This window comes from Vibrio sp. 16 (assembly GCF_963681195.1).
Classification (GTDB): Bacteria; Pseudomonadota; Gammaproteobacteria; order Enterobacterales; family Vibrionaceae; genus Vibrio; species Vibrio sinaloensis_D.
In genome coordinates, this window is sequence record NZ_OY808997.1 from 2,503,901 (window position 1) to 2,519,451 (window position 15,551).

Annotated in this window: 12 protein-coding genes; 6 read left to right on the forward strand and 6 right to left on the reverse strand. The window is 46.5% G+C overall.

Annotated features, from left to right (window positions below; genetic code table 11):
• Nucleotides 1–19: 19 nt before the first annotated feature.
• The 3 genes from U9J37_RS11465 to U9J37_RS11475 form a co-directional block, all read right to left on the reverse strand.
• Nucleotides 20–757 (reverse strand): amino acid ABC transporter ATP-binding protein, encoded by a 738-nt coding sequence (locus U9J37_RS11465; protein WP_005472464.1) that lies wholly within the window; start codon nt 755–757, stop codon nt 20–22.
• Nucleotides 754–1,425, reverse strand: coding sequence for an amino acid ABC transporter permease (locus U9J37_RS11470; RefSeq protein ID WP_005472539.1), 672 nt, complete (start codon nt 1,423–1,425; stop codon nt 754–756). The genes U9J37_RS11465 and U9J37_RS11470 overlap by 4 nt, the downstream gene beginning before the upstream one ends.
• A gap of 106 nt (nt 1,426–1,531) precedes the next feature.
• Nucleotides 1,532–2,278: an amino acid ABC transporter substrate-binding protein gene (locus tag U9J37_RS11475; RefSeq protein ID WP_039478832.1), complete on the reverse strand. Its 747-nt coding sequence runs from the start codon at nt 2,276–2,278 to the stop codon at nt 1,532–1,534.
• A gap of 398 nt (nt 2,279–2,676) precedes the next feature.
• Here U9J37_RS11475 and dnaA point away from each other — a divergent pair, with 398 nt between their 5' ends.
• From dnaA to U9J37_RS11500, 5 genes are all read left to right on the forward strand, one after another.
• On the forward strand, nt 2,677–4,083 hold the full coding sequence (dnaA, locus tag U9J37_RS11480; protein ID WP_038215816.1) for a chromosomal replication initiator protein DnaA: 1,407 nt from the start codon (nt 2,677–2,679) through the stop codon (nt 4,081–4,083).
• A gap of 92 nt (nt 4,084–4,175) precedes the next feature.
• Nucleotides 4,176–5,276: a DNA polymerase III subunit beta gene (dnaN, locus tag U9J37_RS11485; protein WP_005472478.1), complete on the forward strand. Its 1,101-nt coding sequence runs from the start codon at nt 4,176–4,178 to the stop codon at nt 5,274–5,276.
• Nucleotide 5,277: 1 nt separating this feature from the next.
• Nucleotides 5,278–6,360 (forward strand): DNA replication/repair protein RecF, encoded by a 1,083-nt coding sequence (gene recF / locus U9J37_RS11490; RefSeq protein WP_005472484.1) that lies wholly within the window; start codon nt 5,278–5,280, stop codon nt 6,358–6,360.
• Nucleotides 6,361–6,373: 13 nt separating this feature from the next.
• Nucleotides 6,374–8,791, forward strand: a complete 2,418-nt coding sequence (gene gyrB, locus U9J37_RS11495) for a DNA topoisomerase (ATP-hydrolyzing) subunit B (protein WP_005472610.1) — start codon at nt 6,374–6,376, stop codon at nt 8,789–8,791.
• 538 nt (nt 8,792–9,329) lie between these two features.
• Complete coding sequence (locus U9J37_RS11500) at nt 9,330–9,767, forward strand: Hsp20 family protein (RefSeq protein WP_005472612.1); 438 nt, start codon at nt 9,330–9,332, stop codon at nt 9,765–9,767.
• Between the two features lie 99 nt (nt 9,768–9,866).
• Here U9J37_RS11500 and U9J37_RS11505 read toward each other — a convergent pair whose 3' ends face one another.
• The 3 genes from U9J37_RS11505 to glyQ all read right to left on the reverse strand — a co-directional run bounded on the left by U9J37_RS11505 (nt 9,867) and on the right by glyQ (nt 14,328).
• The gene (locus U9J37_RS11505; RefSeq protein WP_005472566.1) at nt 9,867–11,117 is read right to left on the reverse strand and encodes a valine--pyruvate transaminase; all 1,251 of its coding nucleotides are present in this window, start codon (nt 11,115–11,117) and stop codon (nt 9,867–9,869) included.
• 221 nt (nt 11,118–11,338) lie between these two features.
• The gene (glyS, locus tag U9J37_RS11510) at nt 11,339–13,405 is read right to left on the reverse strand and encodes a glycine--tRNA ligase subunit beta (protein WP_322413816.1); all 2,067 of its coding nucleotides are present in this window, start codon (nt 13,403–13,405) and stop codon (nt 11,339–11,341) included.
• A 2-nt stretch (nt 13,406–13,407) separates the two neighbouring features.
• The gene (gene glyQ, locus U9J37_RS11515; RefSeq protein ID WP_005472497.1) at nt 13,408–14,328 is read right to left on the reverse strand and encodes a glycine--tRNA ligase subunit alpha; all 921 of its coding nucleotides are present in this window, start codon (nt 14,326–14,328) and stop codon (nt 13,408–13,410) included.
• Between the two features lie 428 nt (nt 14,329–14,756).
• Between glyQ and U9J37_RS11520 the strand changes: the two genes are divergently transcribed.
• Entirely contained in the window at nt 14,757–15,314 is a 558-nt protein-coding gene (locus tag U9J37_RS11520; protein ID WP_005472519.1) for a TMEM165/GDT1 family protein, read from the forward strand.
• Nucleotides 15,315–15,551 lie beyond the last annotated feature (237 nt).

Here is a 15,551-nt window from a genome sequence, read left to right on the forward strand (position 1 = left end):
CGATCCTCTTTTGTGATCTTTACTCTGCACCAACTTGTCGAAGGAATTTTTGTAAGCGAGGATCTTGTGGATTTCCAAAGATATCCTGTGGAGAACCTTGCTCAACAATGTGCCCTTCTGCCATAAAGATCACCCGATCGGCGACCTCTCTAGCAAATTGCATCTCATGAGTGACCACCAGCATGGTCTGATGTTTTGTAGCTAAGTCCTTCATTAAATTAAGAACTTCACCCACCCATTCAGGATCAAGTGCCGATGTTGGCTCATCGAAAAGCAGCAGTTCTGGTTGCAGCGCCATAGCGCGTCCGATACCCACACGCTGCTGTTGACCACCAGACAGCGCTGCTGGATAACTGTCACCCTTATCGCCTAAGCCAATATCATCAAGAATCTCTTGCGCGCGTTGAAGTGCGTCTGTTTTTTTCCAACCACGCACAGTCATCAGCCCTTCAGCGATGTTTTGTCTCGCGGTCATGTGGGCGAAAAGCGCATAGTTTTGGAACACAAAGCCTGTCTTACGACGCAAAGCGAGAACTTCGGCTTTGGTGTGATTTTCACTATCGACGCTGACATCATCAATCGTGATGACCCCTTTGTCGGCATTCTCTAAGAAATTTACTGTGCGAAGTAATGTCGACTTGCCTGTTCCGCTAGAGCCAATAATGACGATGATCTCACCTTGTTTTATCTCAAGGTCAATCCCTTTTAGCACTTCAGTATCCCCGAAGCGTTTTCGAATATTGCTCAGTTTGATCATCGTACGTACGCCTTATTGAGTTTAGCTTCTGCCCAGATTTGAACACGAGTAAGGATAACCACCACACCCCAGTAAATAAGTGCAACCGCAAGAAACGCTTCAAAGAAACGGAAGCTTGATGATGCCTCCATTTGTGCTTTGGCCATAATCTCTGCAACGCCTAGCGTAAAGGCCAGTGACGTTGATTTGATCATATCGATGAAGTAGTTCATCAGTGAAGGCAAGGCCACACGAGTCGCTTGCGGCAAAATGACGCGACGCATCGCTTGTGTCGTCGTCATGCCAACTGAGAGGCTCGCTTCCATCTGGCTACGATCAATACCAATAATGGCAGCGCGAATACTTTCTGCCATGTAGGCGGCGAAGTGCAAGGTCAAACCGATGACAGCGGCACTGAAAGCATCTAGCCCGACCATCCATGGGAAAATCTGTGGTAAGCCGTAGTAAAGCAAAAATAGCTGTACTAACAGAGGCGTGCCACGGAAGAAGCTGATATACAGCTGGCTCAGTTGATCGAGCACTGGAACCTTGAATACGCGGATATTGGCGAGAATCACTGACAGTATTAAAGAGAAGATCAGACCCCAAACGGCCATCTCCATAGTTGTTCCCAGATACTTAAGCAGTATCGGCATCAACTCCAGCATGTAGTTAAAATCGAATCCCATAACGTGTCCCAGTGTATAACGACATAGAAAAGCAAAACCCACTGCAAAGGAAGGAAAGCAGTGGGTTAGAAAAGCCTACTTCAACAAAAGTAGCGGAGTGGTCACATTATTTAGTGATGTCTGCACCAAACCACTTTTCAGAAATTTGCGCTAGAGTACCGTCTGCGCGCATTGCTGCAAGCGCTTGGTTAACTTCTGCTTGCAGTTTCTTACCATTTTCATTGTTTACAAATGGCCAAGCGTTTTGAATCGTTTCAAACGGTTCGCCTGCAAGTTGAAGAGGAAGACCTGTCTTTTTAATTAGCTCTAGTGCTGAAAGGCGATCCATCACGAATGCATCAGCGCGGCCTAGTGCAACATCGTGCTCGATACCTGTGTCGTAAGTTTTGATATTGATCTTGCCATCTTTGTCGTAATCACGCAGTAGCTGTTCAAAGTTTGAACCTAGGTTTACAGCTACCGTCTTGCCCGCAAGATCTTGAACACCTTTGATCTCGTCGTTGCCTTTACGAACCGTAATTTGTGCACCATCCACCACGTATGGGTCAGCAAATAGGTATTTTGCTTTACGAGCGTCTGTCATTGTAATTTGGTTAGAAATTGTATCGATGCGGCCTGTTTCGAGTAGACCGAACAAACCAGAGAAGTTTGCGGTTACGTATTCCACTTTGTAATCATTACGTTTACCAATCTCGTCCCATAGGTCCACTTCGAAGCCTTGTAGCTGATCTTGCTTAACGAAAGTGAATGGGAAGTAACGGCCAGACATGCCGACTTTGACTTCCGTAGCAGCCTGCACAGTCGCAGCAGACAGAGCGATTGCTGCAACTGCAGCCTTAAACCAGATTTTCATAGTACAACTCCATATAATTATGGGGATAAATATTACTGTTACTTTAGTTAATTAGATAAATAACTAAGAGAAATATCCTAGATAGTAGAGTAATAAGGTTGATATTTTGGTCTAAATCTTACGGCTCAGAGGATTATTTTTCGATCCTGTGACGGTGGCGATCGATATTTCATGCACAGAGTTATCACCAGAGTCAGGATCGGGCGGAAATTGCCCTTATGTGGATCAATGTGTGAGTAAAAATGGGGCAGTGTGTGGGGATCCGCCGAATAATGTCGAAAATATTGTGAATAACTTGGATCTTATTCACTGGATCGTCGATCTATTGCTAGCGATCTTGGTTATCAACAGGTAAAATTGCCAATCTTTTCCAATCAATTACTTCGAGTGGGGGCACCGTGTCATCTTCGCTTTGGTTGCAATGTCTGCAACAGCTTCAAGAAGAGCTACCAGCAACTGAATTCAGCATGTGGGTTCGTCCGCTACAAGCGGAGCTTAATGACAATACGCTCACCTTGTTTGCCCCAAACCGCTTTGTCCTCGATTGGGTTCGCGATAAGTACCTCAACAGCATTAATCGACTGCTGCAAGAGTATTGTGGTAATGACATTCCGAGCCTACGCTTTGAAGTGGGTAGCAGACCTGTTTCTGCACCTAAGCCGACACCGAAACGCACGCCAGCCGATGTTGCTGCAGAGTCGTCGGCACCGGCACAATTGCAAGCTCGTAAACCGGTTCATAAAACCTGGGATGACGACGCACAAGCCATTGCAGACATTAATCACCGCTCTAACGTCAACCCAAAACACAAGTTTACTAACTTCGTTGAAGGTAAATCGAACCAGCTCGGTTTAGCGGCAGCGCGTCAGGTGTCGGATAACCCTGGTTCAGCATACAACCCGCTGTTCTTATACGGTGGTACTGGCCTAGGTAAAACACACTTGTTGCACGCGGTCGGTAACGCGATTGTGGACAACAAACCGAATGCTAAAGTGGTTTACATGCATTCTGAGCGTTTCGTGCAAGATATGGTAAAAGCGCTACAGAATAACGCGATCGAAGAGTTCAAACGTTACTATCGCAGTGTTGACGCTCTACTTATCGATGATATTCAATTTTTCGCCAACAAAGAGCGTTCGCAAGAAGAGTTTTTCCATACCTTCAATGCGTTATTGGAAGGCAATCAACAGATCATCCTCACATCTGACCGTTACCCGAAAGAGATCAACGGTGTAGAAGATCGTTTAAAATCCCGTTTTGGTTGGGGTCTGACGGTTGCGATCGAGCCACCTGAGCTTGAAACGCGCGTTGCGATCTTGATGAAAAAAGCGGAAGACCACCAAATCCACCTTGCAGATGAAGTGGCATTCTTCATTGCTAAGCGCCTGCGCTCTAATGTTCGTGAGTTGGAAGGGGCATTGAACCGTGTTATCGCCAACGCTAACTTTACTGGTCGTCCTATTACCATCGACTTTGTTCGTGAAGCACTGCGCGACTTGCTTGCTCTGCAAGAGAAGCTAGTGACCATTGATAACATTCAAAAGACGGTCGCGGAATACTACAAGATTAAAGTGGCGGATCTCCTGTCCAAACGCCGTTCACGTTCGGTGGCTCGTCCGCGTCAGCTTGCGATGGCATTGGCCAAAGAGCTCACCAACCACAGCTTGCCTGAAATCGGTGATGCGTTTGGTGGTCGTGACCACACGACAGTTTTACATGCTTGTCGTAAGATTGAGCAGCTTCGCGAAGAGAGCCATGACATCAAAGAAGACTACTCGAATTTGATTCGTACCCTTTCTTCGTAATTCGAAGTATTCTATGGCCTTGAATGTTCGAGGCCATTGCACCTGAACTAATCTCTTTTATAAAGCTAGAAGAATTCTGATAAGAGCGTCCTATGAAATTTTCCATTGAGCGTAGCCATTTACTGAAGCCTCTCCAGCAAGTCTCAGGGGCTTTAGGTGGTCGTCCAACTCTGCCTATTCTTGGTAACCTGCTACTCAAAGTCGAAGACAATGTACTGTCAATGACAGCAACCGACTTAGAAGTGGAATTGATCAGCCGAGTGACGTTAGAAGGCGATTTTGAGGCGGGGAGCATTACTGTCCCGTCGCGTAAGTTCCTTGATATTTGTCGTGGTTTACCCGATGACTCGGTGATTACCTTTGTCTTAGAAGGTGATCGCGTTCAAGTTCGCTCTGGTCGTAGCCGCTTCTCTCTAGCGACGCTACCAGCTAATGACTTTCCGAATATCGAAGATTGGCAAAGCGAAGTTGAAATCTCATTGACCCAAGCAGAGCTGCGCGGTCTGATTGAGAAAACTCAGTTCTCAATGGCCAACCAAGATGTGCGCTACTACCTCAATGGTATGTTGTTTGAAATTGAAGGTTCAACATTACGCAGTGTGGCGACTGATGGTCACCGAATGGCCGTTTCGCAAACGGCACTGGGCGCTGATTTTGCTCAGCAACAGATCATTGTGCCGCGTAAAGGGGTCCTTGAGCTGGTCAAGTTGATGGATGCGCCAGAGCAACCCGTCACGTTGCAAATTGGCAGCTCCAATGTGCGCGCTGAAGTGAATAACTTTGTCTTCACATCCAAGCTTGTTGATGGCCGTTTCCCAGATTATCGCCGCGTAATGCCGCAAAATACAACCAAGACGTTGGAAGCGGGTTGCGACGAATTGCGTTCCGCATTTTCTCGAGCTGCGATTCTTTCCAACGAAAAATTCCGTGGGGTTCGCGTTAATCTAGCCGATACTGAAATGCGCATTACCGCCAACAACCCAGAGCAGGAAGAAGCGGAAGAGATGTTGGATGTGAGCTTTGATGGTGAGCCGATCGAAATTGGCTTCAACGTTAGCTACGTATTGGATGTGCTCAACACGTTACGCTGCGAAAAAGTACGGGTCTCGATGTCGGATGCGAATGCCAGTGCTCTGATTGAAAACGCAGAAGACGACAGTGCCATGTACGTGGTGATGCCAATTCGACTCTAGCATGCCGCTTACACGTCTCATCATTAAGCAGTTTAGAAACATTGAAGCCTGTGACATTAACCTGTCAGCAGGCTTTAACTTTCTTATTGGCCCGAATGGCAGTGGCAAAACCAGCGTCTTAGAGGCGATCTATTTGTTGGGTCACGGCCGTTCTTTCAAGAGCTCTTTGACCGGCAGAATTATTCAAAATGACTGTAATGAACTGTTTGTTCATGGGCGTTTTTTGAACTCGGATCAATTTGAGCTACCAATTGGCATTAATAAGCAGCGTGATGGCTCAACAGAGGTTAAAATAGGCGGTCAATCTGGGCAAAAGCTCGCTCAGTTGGCGCAGGTTTTACCCCTGCAATTAATACACCCTGAAGGGTTCGATTTGCTGACGGATGGGCCGAAACATCGCCGCGCATTTATCGATTGGGGGGTATTTCATACCGAGTCGGCATTCTATGATGCGTGGGGGCGATTTAAGCGCTTGAACAAGCAGCGCAATGCCTTATTGAAAACAGCAACCAGTTATCGAGAGCTCAGTTATTGGGATCAAGAGATGGCTCGGTTGGCTGAAAATATCAGTCAGTGGCGCTCAGTGTATGTTGAGCAAATGAAGTCAAAGGCTGAAGAAATCTGTCAAACTTTCCTGCCGGAGTTTGATATCCAGTTGAAGTATTACCGAGGCTGGGACAAAGAGACCCCATATCAGCAAATTCTGGAGAAGAATTTTGAACGGGATCAGGCCCTAGGTTACACCTTTAGTGGCCCAAATAAGGCAGATTTAAAAATTAAGGTAAATGGCACGCCTGTTGAGGATGTGTTATCTCGTGGCCAACTGAAGTTGATGGTATGTGCCTTACGAGTGGCGCAAGGCCAACACTTGACTGAAATGACAGGCAAACAGTGTGTTTACCTTATAGATGACTTTGCATCGGAATTAGATAGCCAACGTCGGGAGCGTCTTGCGGACTGCTTAAAAGAGACGGGGGCACAAGTTTTTGTAAGCTCTATTACGCAAAGCCAGATTGCCGATATGGCAGATGAAAATGGTAAGATGTTCCATGTGGAACATGGCACAATAGAGCAAAATATATAGTGGAAGATAACTCATGTCTGAAAATTACGATTCATCGAGTATTAAAGTACTAAAAGGTCTGGACGCGGTACGTAAGCGTCCTGGTATGTACATCGGCGACACGGATGATGGTACCGGTCTGCACCACATGGTTTTTGAGGTGGTGGATAACTCAATTGATGAAGCGTTAGCGGGTCACTGTCAGGACATCGTGGTTACAATTCATGAAGATAACTCGGTATCGGTACGCGACGATGGTCGTGGTATCCCTACCGAGATGCACCCAGAAGAAAAAGTCTCAGCGGCGGAAGTTATCATGACGGTACTTCACGCGGGTGGTAAGTTTGACGACAACTCATACAAGGTATCGGGTGGTCTGCACGGTGTTGGTGTTTCGGTAGTAAACGCACTGTCTAAGCAAGTAACGCTGACAATCCATCGCGGTGGGCAAATTCACACTCAAACTTATCATCATGGTGAGCCTCAAGCACCACTGGCTGTGATTGGTGAGACAGATAAAACGGGTACAGAAATCCGTTTCTGGCCGAGTGAAGAGACTTTCTCTAACACTGAGTTCCATTACGATATTCTCGCAAAACGTCTGCGTGAGCTATCTTTTCTAAACTCTGGCGTATCGATCAAGCTACGTGACGAGCGTGAAGAAGACAAACAAGATCACTTCATGTACGAAGGTGGTATTCAAGCCTTTGTTGATCACTTGAACACCAACAAGACTCCAATTATCGAGAAAGTCTTCCACTTCAACGCAGAGCGTGAAGATGGTATCGCAGTTGAAGTGGCGATGCAGTGGAATGACGGTTACCAAGAGAACATCTTCTGTTTCACCAACAACATTCCTCAGCGTGATGGTGGTACCCACCTTGCGGGTTTCCGTGCTGCGCTAACGCGTACCTTGAACTCGTTCATGGACAAAGAAGGCTTCTCGAAGAAAGCGAAAACCGCGACTTCTGGTGATGATGCGCGTGAAGGTCTAACGGCGGTTATCTCGGTGAAAGTGCCAGATCCAAAATTCTCAAGCCAAACCAAAGACAAGCTGGTTTCTTCTGAAGTGAAATCTGCGGTTGAGTCTGCAATGGGCGAGAAACTGTCAGAATTCCTTGTGGAGCATCCAACAGAAGCAAAAATCGTTTGTACCAAGATCATTGATGCGGCACGTGCTCGTGATGCAGCGCGTAAAGCACGTGAGATGACTCGTCGGAAAGGCGCACTAGACTTAGCCGGTCTACCAGGCAAATTGGCGGACTGTCAGGAAAAAGATCCAGCGCTCTCTGAACTGTACATAGTGGAGGGTGACTCGGCAGGCGGCTCCGCAAAACAAGGCCGTAACCGTAAGAACCAAGCGATTCTTCCTCTGAAAGGTAAAATCCTTAACGTAGAGAAAGCGCGTTTCGACAAGATGCTTTCTTCTCAAGAAGTCGCAACGCTGATTACTGCACTAGGCTGTGGTATCGGTCGTGACGAGTACAACCCAGACAAACTGCGTTACCACAACATCATCATCATGACCGATGCTGACGTCGATGGTTCGCACATCCGTACGCTACTATTGACCTTCTTCTACCGTCAAATGCCAGAGCTTATCGAGCGTGGCTACGTGTACATTGCTCAGCCACCGCTTTACAAAGTGAAGAAAGGTAAGCAAGAGCAGTACATTAAAGATGAAGATGCGATGAACCAATACCAAGTGGCATTGGCGCTTGATAACGCATCTCTGCACGTAAACGCAGAAGCACCAGCACTGGCGGGTGAAGCACTAGAGAAACTGGTTCAGCAATACAACGCTGGCATCAAGCTGGTGGATCGCATGAGCCGTCGTTACCCACGCGCGCTCGTTCATGAGTTCATCTACACGCCGCGTTTAACTGCTGAACAGTGTCATGACGCCGCGGCAGTAGAAGCTTGGACTAAGCAACTTGTCGAGCAGCTAAACGCGAAAGAAGTGGGCGCAAGCCAATACAACGCAGAAGTTGAGCAGCACGCAGAGCTAGGTCTAAGCCTACCTAAGATTGTGGTACGCACTCACGGCGTGACGCATGAGCATGTACTAAGCATTGACCTAGTTAATTCGAAAGAGTACGGCAAGCTAGCAAGCCTATCGGAAGCACTAGATGGCCTGATCGAAGAGGGCGCATACATTAAACGTGGTGAGCGTACTCAGCCTGTTGCAAGCTTTGTTGATGCACTAGAGTGGCTAATCAAAGAGTCGCGTCGCGGTCTAAGTCTACAGCGCTACAAAGGTCTAGGTGAGATGAACCCAGATCAGCTTTGGGAAACCACAATGGACCCAGAAACGCGCCGTATGATGCAAGTAACGATCGAAGATGCAGTTGGTGCTGACCAGTTGTTCACGACACTAATGGGTGACCAAGTTGAGCCGCGTCGTAACTTCATCGAAGAGAATGCATTGAAAGTAGCTAACCTGGACGTTTAGTATCTTTGATACTTCGCTCTTTAGCTTAATTTCTGTGTCAGAGGTGCTCACATACCTTCGTATGCTCCGCGCCTCTTCCTTGAACTAAAGCCAAATAGCTTCGTCTCAAAAAACTAAATTTTTAAAGGACTGCCAGAAATGGTGGTCTTTTTTATTTCCGATGTTTTCATTATTTTTCAATTGGCTGGAGCGTTATCCTCAAGAGAGAGGAACGACCTAGTTGGGGATATCTAGAAGCGTATAGAAAATTTTTTAATCCGATCCCTTGAAACTGATTTGTGGTATCCACATATCTATTGGTGAAGAGGAAAGCTGTCTTGCTCAAGAGAGAAGAAACAGGCCTCTGGACTCGCTGATAAGGTATCGCTCAAGAGAGGATGACTTTAGAGGCACACAATTGAACTGATTTATTACTACGTCCCAGTGCTGATTGAGCCCGAGGAGTAGAAGATAAATCCCTTAGCTGGCAAGGATCGAACAGAGCATCGATCTGAGCAAACTCACGGCTAAGACTATTGCTTATTATGAGGATAGCATTATGAGAACTGTAGATTTCACTCCACTTTACCGCAACGCAATTGGCTTCGATCGTCTTTTGAATATGATGGAAGCGAATACATCAAAGAACTCTTCTGGCGGTTACCCTCCATACAACATCGAGCAGCAAGACGAAAACCACTACCGTATTACCATGGCCGTGGCGGGTTTTGCAGAAGAGCAGTTAGATCTGACTCAGAAAGAGAACATGCTAATTGTTAAAGGTGAGCGTAAAGCAGAAGAAGAGAAACAATACGTTTATCAAGGTATTGCAGAGCGCGATTTTGAGCGAAAATTCCAGCTGGCAGACTACGTGAAAGTCGTGGGGGCAACTATGGAAAATGGTCTACTGCATATTGACCTAGAACGCGAAATCCCAGAAGCGATGCAGCCACGTAAAATTGCGATTAACGGCAGCAAGCTTATTGAAAGCAAATAATTGCGAGTAACGAGTGAAAGAGCACCATCTAGGTGCTCTTTTTTGTATCTTGCGTAAGCGACTTGGCAAGCATTCATTATTCAGGTCGCTGGCTAGGTATTATCCTTGTTGGTACGCCTTTTCGACCTCTTCAGCGATAATCTTGATGCCTTTCTGCATCATCTCGTCATCCTGAACATAGTTCATGCGCAAGCACTGATGCGCATGCTCCCAGTCATCTTCTTGACCGATAAAGAAGTACTCACCTGGGACAATCAATACACCAAGGGATTTAAGGCGTTTGTAGAGCTCCATTGTGGTGATAGGCAGCTCATCAAACCATAGCCATAGGAAGATGGCGCCTTCAGGTTTATGGATACGAAAGCGCTTATCGGTAATGGCTTCTTGCAGCAATTGAACCGCACGTTGAGACTTTTGTTGGTAAAACGGCTTAATCACATTGGAACTCAGCTCAAGCAGATCGCCTTTTTCGATCATACGATTGGCCATCGCAGGGCCTAAGCTGCCTGGAGCTAGGCTGATGATGCCATTCATGTTGGTCATCGCTTGGGTTATCTCTTCACTCGCAATCACAATCCCGCAGCGAACACCTGGTAGACCGAGTTTGGACAGGCTCATACACAGGATGGTGTTCTCATTCCAGAAGGGTTCAACGTCTTCAAAAATAATATTTGGGAACGGTAAACCGTAGGCGTTATCGATGATCAGTGGAATGTTGTTTTCACGTGCTAGCTTATCCAATTTATGGATTTCTTCATCAGTGAGTACATTACCTGTCGGGTTGGTTGGGCGAGAGGCACAAATTGCGGCAACTGAGTCATCGACTTTAAGCTGTTCAAAATCAACGTGGTATTTAAACAAGCCGTTATCAAGTAGCTCAATTTCTGGGTGGTAAGAGACGAAGATATCTTCATCAATGCCAGCGTCGCCATAGCCGATGTATTCAGGGGCAAGCGGCAGAAGAATCTTTTTATGCGAACCGTCAGGTTGCTTGCCTGCCAGTAAGTTGAATAAGTAGAAGAAGCCACTTTGACTGCCATTGGTCAGGCTAATGTTCTTCTCGCTGATGTTCCAACCATAGGTATCTTTGAGTAATTGAGCGAGTGCTTTAACAAAGGCATCTTTGCCCTGGGGACCATCGTAGTTCGCCATGGCGGCCACGAGTTCACCACTGGCGAGCATCTCTTCACTGGTTTGATGAAAGTAATCGAGCATGGCTGGAATCGCGGCAGGGTTACCGCCTCCGAGCATGATGGCACCTGGAGTGCGTAGACCATCATTGAGATCATCCATTAATTGTGTGATACCTGAGTACTGATTAAATTTTTCACCAAATTGAGAGAATTGCATCGCAGATTTTACCTAATTCATTATTGTCATTGCTTTTTGTTATCAGAGATCAGTGCGTGGCTGATCAATCGAGTAATCCTTGAACATACCTTAATGGTCATAAGACGAAAAGCACTAAATTGGGGCAGGCTAGAATAAGCGGAAAAATAAAGCCCAACTCCGTGGAGTTGGGCTTTAAAGGTCTTACTTTAAGTAAGGTCTTCTGAGGTTTAATCGAAGGCTTACTTTTGTAGTAAAGAGATATCTGCAATCTGTAGGAACAGGTTACGTAGGTTGTTCAGTAGTGTTAGACGGTTCTTCTTCAGAGCTTCGTCGTCAGCCATTACCATTACGTTATCGAAGAAGGCATCAACAGGCTCGCGTAGACCCGCTAGCTTGCTTAGCGCTTCTTGGTAGTTACCTGTAGCGAATGCCGGCTCTAGCGCTTCTGTCATTACTTCAACGCTTTCTGCTAGAGCTTTCTCTGCGTCTTCTTGTAGAAGAGCTAGGTTGATCTCAGCAGCGAGTTCACCGTCGAACTTCGCAAGGATGTTGCCTACACGCTTGTTCGCAGCGGCTAGTGCTTCAGCGGCTTCTAGTTCACGGAAGTGAGATACCGCTTTCACACGCTGGTCGAAGTCTGCAGGTTTAGTTGGACGGTTAGCCAGTACCGCTTGGATGATATCCACGCTGAAGCCTTGGTCTTTGTACCATGCATTGAAGCGACCAAGCATAAACTCGATAACGTCGTCCGCAACATTTGCGTTAGTCAGCTTGTCGCCGAATAGAGACTGAGATTTCGCGATTAGGTCAGTTAGGTCTAGGTTGTAGCCGTTTTCTACGATGATACGTAGTACACCTAGTGATGCACGACGAAGTGCGAATGGGTCGCTGCCTTTAGGCGCTTGGCCAATACCGAAAATACCAACGATAGTATCTAGCTTGTCTGCCATTGCTACAGCAGATGAGATACCTGTGCTTGGTAGGTCATCACCAGCGAAACGAGGCATGTACTGCTCGTAAAGTGCTAGTGCAACTTGCTCGTCTTCACCATCGTGAGTCGCATAGTGCATGCCCATGACACCTTGAGTATCGGTAAACTCGAATACCATAGAGGTCATTAGGTCACACTTCGCCAGTAGACCAGCACGCTTCGACTTTTCAACGTCAGCATCGATCTGCTCAGCGATGTAGCCAGCTAGTTCAGTAATACGGTCAGTCTTGTCTTTGATAGTACCAAGCTGCTTCTGGAAGATAGCTTGCTCTAGCTCAGGTAGACGATCGATTAGAGGACGCTTACGGTCAGTGTTGAAGAAGAATTCTGCATCCGCAAGACGTGGACGTACAACCTTCTCGTTACCTTCGATTACGTAGCGAGGCTCTTTTGATTCGATGTTTGAAACGAAGATGAAGTTAGGTAGTAGCTTCTTGTTGTTATCGTAAACAGGGAAGTACTTCTGATCACCCTTCATGGTGTAAACCAAAGCTTCAGAAGGCACTTTTAGGAACTCTTCTTCAAACTTCGCCGTTAGGACTACTGGCCACTCAACCAGAGACGTTACTTCTTCTACTAGGTCATCTTCTAGATCCGCTGTACCACCAACCGCTGCTGCTGCTTTTTGCGAATCAGCAAGGATGATCGCTTTACGCGCTTCGTAATCTGCCATTACTTTACCGCGCTCTTCTAGGATCGCTGGGTATTGCTCTGCAGATTCGATAGTGAACTCTTGCTCACCCATGAAACGGTGACCACGGATAGTGCGGTCTGATGCTACGCCTAGGATCTCACCTTCAATAAGGTCAGAGCCCATTAGCATAGTTAGTGTTTTAACCGGGCGGATAAACTGAGTGGTCTTGTTACCCCAACGCATCGGCTTAGCGATAGGTAGGTTACCTAATGCTTTTGCTGCCAGCTCAACAACGATTTCAGACGTAGCTTGGCCTTTCACTTCTTGTTTGAACAGTAGCCATTCGCCTTTGTCTGTCACTAGACGGTCAGCTTGTTCAACAGTGATACCGTTACCACGCGCCCAGCCTTGAGCCGCTTTAGTTGCATTGCCGTCAGCATCGAATGCGACAGAAACTGCAGGACCACGCTTCTCAACCACTTTGTCTGCTTGGCCTTCAGCTAGAGCTGAAACCTTAAGCGCTAGACGACGAGGAGCGGCGTACCATTTCACACCTTCATGTGCTAGGTCTGCGCCTTTTAGCTCAGCTTCGAAGTTTGCTGCGAACGCTTCCGCTAGAGTGCGAAGCTGCGTTGGTGGTAGCTCTTCAGTACCAAGTTCAATTAGAAATTCTTTTGCCATGATTACTTCTCCTCGTCCTTCTTGCACATTGGGAAGCCAAGCGCTTCACGTGATGCGTAGTATGCTTCAGCAACTGATTTGGTCAGGTTGCGGATACGAAGGATGTAACGTTGGCGCTCTGTAACAGAGATAGCTTTACGTGCGTCTAACAAGTTGAAAGCGTGTGCCGCTTTTAGGATGCGCTCGTAAGCTGGTAGAGGTAGAGGCTTCTCTAGCTCTAATAGTTCTTTTGATTCTTTTTCACACTGGTCGAAGAAGCTGAATAGGAAATCAACGTCAGCGTGTTCAAAGTTGTACGTTGATTGCTCAACTTCATTTTGGTGGAAGATGTCACCGTAAGTTACGTTAGAACCGTCTGGTGCTACGTTCCATACTAGGTCGTAAACTGAGTCTACTTCTTGGATGTACATAGCTAGACGTTCGATACCGTAAGTGATCTCGCCAGTAACTGGTTTACACTCAAGGCCACCAACTTGCTGGAAGTAAGTAAACTGAGTCACTTCCATACCGTTTAGCCATACTTCCCAACCAAGACCCCATGCGCCTAGCGTTGGGTTTTCCCAGTTATCTTCTACGAAACGAATATCGTGAACTAGCGGGTCGATACCAAGAACTTCAAGCGAGCCTAGGTACAACTCCTGAATGTTATCTGGAGAAGGTTTTAGAGCTACTTGGAACTGATAATAGTGCTGCAGACGGTTCGGGTTTTCACCGTAGCGACCATCGGTCGGGCGACGTGAAGGTTGAACGTAAGCTGTCGACATTGGCTCTGGGCCAAGTGCACGTAGACATGTCATTGGGTGAGAGGTGCCAGCACCTACTTCCATATCTAGAGGTTGAACAATGGTACAACCGTTTTGTGCCCAGTAATCCTGCAGCGCGAGGATCATTCCCTGGAAGGTTTTGATATCGTATTTTTGCATAGTAATTCGCGCGATTCTTTGAGTAATAGTTGTGTCTAAAATAGACAAAAAATAACAATCAAGTATACCCAGATAATTGGCATGGGAGTAGCGCTAATCTTGATTAATTCCTAGTCGAAATTCTCCTTTAGTAGATTTTTAATGGCTTATTCGTCCAAATTTTCCTAAAAGGGAGTTTTTCACCAGTTTATTGCTTGAGATGTTGCAATGAGATGACTAAAATGCAGCCATCTTTGGGGAGTAGCTTACTTGATAGATACCACGTTTATCAGGTTCGTCCGTCAACATAATTGGTGCAAAATCACCATGGCGTTCGAGGCTCATGCACATGAGCTTAGCAAGACCTTAGATAAACATCGTGAACCGGGGTAGGGCGCGAGGTTTGTCTATGGTTAAAAAACTATAATCCCTGCCCCAATGAGCATGTCGTGAGCGTTTTAGCTATTTCAATTACTACCGTAGCCTTAGCAGAAATTGGCGATAAGACCCAATTGCTATCCTTGCTACTGGCCAGTCGATACCGTAAACCCATTCCCATTGTTGCAGCGATCTTTTTTGCCACTATTGCCAATCATGCGTTAGCGGCATGGCTTGGGGTTGTAGTGGCGGATTACCTTTCTCCAGAAGTCTTAAAGTGGGTGGTCGTTGTTAGCTTTTTAGCCATGGCAGCTTGGGTGTTGATTCCAGACAAACTGGATGACGATGAAGAGATCTCCAATCGCGGTCCTTTTGTTGCCAGTTTTATTGCCTTTTTCATTGCGGAAATTGGCGATAAAACGCAGATCGCTACCTCTATCTTAGGGGCGCAGTACTCCGATGCCTTAACTTGGGTCATTCTAGGTACCACGATTGGTATGCTGCTTGCCAATGTTCCGGTTGTGCTGATTGGCAAATTGTCCGCCGATAAGATGCCCCTTGGCTTGATCCGAAAAGTGACCGCATTGCTGTTTGTTGCTTTGGCTGTTGCCGCTGCGGTTTTCTCTTAAACGTCGGTATTCTCAAGGCGACCAGAAAGAGTTTTAATCTGGTCGCATTTTTGTTGATTGGTATGTTGTTGATGTCACTGGAATATGTGGTAATTTTCCTTCAAACACGGCGTCATTTAATGATATGACACGCAAAGGATCCGCTATCTTGATAGAATTGTGGTTGCTTAATAATTAAACAGTGTTTGCTTGTGTTATTTTTGCAACTTTCTGTTTTTTATCAAAAATTACTCATAT